The organism is Neisseria benedictiae (genome assembly GCF_958267435.1).
In the GTDB taxonomy this organism is placed as follows: domain Bacteria; phylum Pseudomonadota; class Gammaproteobacteria; order Burkholderiales; family Neisseriaceae; genus Neisseria; species Neisseria bergeri.
In genome coordinates this window covers 1-3,905 of the sequence record NZ_CATQFV010000080.1, presented here as the reverse complement: position 1 = coordinate 3,905, position 3,905 = coordinate 1, and the positions used below count along the sequence as shown (strand labels likewise).

Here is a 3,905-nt window from a genome sequence, read left to right as displayed (position 1 = left end):
CCGCAAGGCAGGGACGCGGGGCAGCTTTTGGATGAGGCGGAAAACAAAGTATTCCAAATTGCAGAAAGCACGACTAAATCCAAGCAGGGATTTCTCGAGATGCCTGCGCTTTTGAAAGAAGTGGTCGAGCGCATCGACATGCTTTATTCACGCGATAACCCGGATGAAGTTACCGGCGTGTCAACAGGCTTTATCGATCTCGATAAAAAAACCTCGGGCCTGCAGCCGGGAGATTTGATTATCGTCGCCGGTCGTCCTTCTATGGGTAAAACCGCCTTTTCCATCAATATTGCCGAACATGTCGCCATCGAAGGCAAGCTGCCGGTTGCCGTTTTCTCGATGGAGATGGGCGGTGCGCAGTTGGTTATGCGTATGCTCGGTTCCGTCGGACGGCTTGATCAGAGTATTTTAAAAACAGGCAGGCTGGCGGACGAACATTGGGGGCGGTTGAACGAGGCCGTCGTCAAGCTTTCCGATGCACCTATGTATATCGATGAGACACCGGGCTTGACTGCGCTCGAACTGCGCGCCCGTGCCCGCCGTCTTGCACGTCAGTTCAACGGAAAATTGGGATTGATCGTCATCGACTACCTGCAACTGATGTCGGGTTCGGGGCGTTCGGACAACCGTGCTTCGGAGCTGGGAGAAATTTCACGTTCGCTTAAAGCGTTGGCGAAAGAATTGCAGGTTCCTATCATCGCTTTGTCTCAGTTGAGCAGGACGGTCGAATCGCGTACTGACAAACGCCCGATGATGTCCGACCTCCGCGAATCCGGTGCTATCGAGCAAGATGCCGACCTGATTATGTTTATGTACCGTGACGAATATTATAATCAGGAATCAAAGATGAAAGGTTTCGCAGAATGTATTATCGGCAAACACCGTAACGGCCCGGTCGGAAAAGTTTTCCTGACATGGATGGGGCAGTTTACCAAATTCGACAATGCTGCCTATATTCCCGATACTGAAGAGATGGGGGATTGAATGCCCGGATGAAAATTTATGGCTGTGTTTTAGTAATCTATTGATTTCAATTATTTGCAAGAGAAAAGACAAATTATTTTCCGGTTAGGAATAAACCTATCCTGTTGAATACCTTAAAGCCAAACACGCCTATCAACATCATATTAAAACACAGCCAATAATTAAAAGTATCGAATTTTCTAACCCTGCTTGCTCGGAAAGCAAAATTGCTACAATCTTGGTTAAATTAGCTACAAAGATCATTTGTAGAGCAAAAAGCAAGCAGTCCGCAGCTTCTTTTTGAAGGTGCGGACTGTATTGATTTTGACTCGGTTAAAGCTGCATTTTAGGTTAGCAAACTATTTTTTTTCTATCCTTTCCAATAAATCCTGAGGAGCAACATACTCTAAAGCATTTCCTGATTTGAACGGTACTAGGAATCTATATTCTCCCAGTTTGCTCAAATCGCTACGGGCAGTATTCAGGGAGATGCCGTATTGGTTGGCAATTTCTAGTGCAGTAAAGATTTTTCCGCTTTCTTCCACTGCTTTTTGCAGGATACCAATTTGCCGTTGGTTCAACTTTCCTATCTTTTCAGTATATTGGGCAATCGCTGCTTTGAATTCCTGTTGGTGTTTTTGTTTGTCGGAAATGTAGTGCTCCAAATCAGCAACCGCCCGCTTGATGATGCCGCATTGGTAATAGATGAAATAGGTTAAATCCAAATCGTCGGTTTCCACATACAGATAGGATTTGGCATATTGGGCAGGGGCTTTTTTCAGCAGGCGGCTGATGGATATGTATTCAAACAGCCAGTAGCCGTTTTTGAGCATAAACCAATAGAACAAAGCCCGCGCCGTCCGCCCGTTGCCATCGCCGAACGGATGGATGTAGCCAATCAGGAAATGCAGGATGATGGCTTGGACAACCGGATGGATAAACGGATTTTCCACGCCGTCATAAGTGTTGTTGGCAAACGTGCATACCGCTTCCATCAGCGTATGAACCTGCCCCTGCGGCGGTGGTTGGTACAGGCTGTTGCCGTCGTTATCGGCGATAAAGATTTCGTCGTCCCGCCTGAATTGCCCGGGTTCTGCCCCGTTTTCAATGGCGTTGTCGGTGGCAATGCGGTGCAAATCCAAAATCATTTCAACGCTTAACGGCGTATTTTTCAATTCTACCGCTTTTTTCATCAGATGATAGTTGTTCACTATCATGATTTCGTCTTTGGTTTTGGGTTTGCGCTGCGATTTGAGCATGTCCTTGGCCACTTTGCGCGTGGTGGCCGCACCTTCCAGTTGGGCGGATGTAATCGCTTCTTCCATAATCAGCGATTTGAGCAGGAACCGGTTTTGCTCGTTTCTGCCGAAACCGCCCAAGCTGGACGTGCCGATAGTGCTGCCGCAGCTTTTGTCAATCAAATGAAGCCGTGCCTGTAAAGAATCGGGAATGCAGAATCTGAATTGGTGGTTAAACGGAAAATCAATCGGTTTTTGGATTTTCTTACGGCTTTCCTTGACGGCGCGCCACTTCATCCGCGTGTCTTCCGTGTGAATCCGGCGAAATTTGTCCCAATGCAGATAGGTTCCGTTTTCATCGGTCACGGAGAATTCGGAATAATCTTTGATTTCAGCAAGAAAATCGGGAATGTCTATATCAGGATTGTTTGAGGAAGAATTCAGCAGCTTGGCAATTTGTGTCATTCTTTCAGTGAGATGCTGCATATATTCCTGTTGCAACAGGGTAAATTCCGGAGGTCTGGAAATTTTCATGATAAATACCAAAATCGCGCAATTTTTTATAATTGAGTTATTTTAGTCAAATTTTCTAGAAATAGAAAGTATTAAAATACGAATCTTAAAGAAACCATAGTCTTCATAAATATGGAAAAATTGTGTCTACTATATTAAAAAAGGCTGTGTTTTAATATAGTGTTGATAGGCGTACTTGGCTTTAAGGTATTCAACAGGATAGGTTTATTCCTAACCGGAAAATAATTTGTCTTTTCCCTTGCAAATAATTGAAATCGATAGATTACTAAAACACAGCCTAATGTAAAAACCAATTGGTACAAATGGCGAAGATACCATTTGGCTCAAACGTACCGAGCGGCTACGCATGGAATGGTAAAATACCTACCGCAAATTGAAAGCTGCAAGACGACAGCTCTACTATACGTTCGCCAACAGAATTGCCGAACAAAGCCGGATAATCTGTATCAAAAAACTGAATCTGCTCAACCTACAGTGCATACAGATTAAAGTCAACAAACTCCACCAGAAGATAGTTGCCCCATCCCTACTGTTGCATACGCTGAAAGAAGGTGCAGCTAAAAATGGAGTTCATATCGAAGAGATTAAAGCCAATGCCACCAGCCAATCATGTTACTCTTGTGGCCGCTTGAACAAACGGATAGGTGTTGCTGCCACAAGAACCAATATGATTTGTGAGAGTTTCGGTCGGCATTACGACTCTGATGAAAATGCCTCGTCCAATATTCGAAAATAGGGAGCTGAAAAGCTGGAAACATAGAGTAGCAGTTGACCGCAAAAACATAAACGCTTACGGAATAAAAAGATGTAGTGATCGCGTCCCTGCATTCTTTTTATGTTTTGATGCTTTAGCAGTTATACAGTTTAGCAGCTGTACATTTTGGCATTTTAAACTTTTTATATAAGAATCATCATTTTTAAATACTGCAAATATTTTGTACAAATTATATTCAGTATGCCTTTTTGATTCCTCATCATTAATATCTCGTTTATATTAATATTGCAAATAATTTAAACAAATTTTAGGAAAGGAAACCAATTGCGGTAACATCTAAAATTCAAAAAACTGCTTCTTTCTTTTTTACCTTCTTGCTGGTTTTATTCTTAACGTCTTAAGACACACTGTGTTTACAGTTTCTTATTTGTTATAATTTTGTTGCAATGTCATTC

General features: G+C 43.1%; 3 protein-coding genes. 2 read left to right on the top strand and 1 reads right to left on the bottom strand.

Annotation, left to right across the window (positions count from 1 at the left end; genetic code table 11):
• Positions 1-984, top strand: a 984-nt coding sequence (dnaB, locus tag Q3O12_RS10705; RefSeq protein WP_301670384.1) for a replicative DNA helicase, incomplete at its 5' end; no start/stop codon positions are given.
• A 338-nt stretch (positions 985-1,322) separates the two neighbouring features.
• On the opposite strand, the gene Q3O12_RS10700 is transcribed toward dnaB, so the two are convergent.
• On the bottom strand, positions 1,323-2,687 hold the full coding sequence (locus tag Q3O12_RS10700; protein ID WP_301667248.1) for a Fic family protein: 1,365 nt from the start codon (positions 2,685-2,687) through the stop codon (positions 1,323-1,325).
• Positions 2,688-3,108: 421 nt separating this feature from the next.
• Here Q3O12_RS10700 and Q3O12_RS10795 point away from each other — a divergent pair, with 421 nt between their 5' ends.
• Entirely contained in the window at positions 3,109-3,471 is a 363-nt protein-coding gene (locus tag Q3O12_RS10795) for a zinc ribbon domain-containing protein (RefSeq protein WP_308076473.1), read from the top strand.
• Positions 3,472-3,905: the final 434 nt, after the last annotated feature.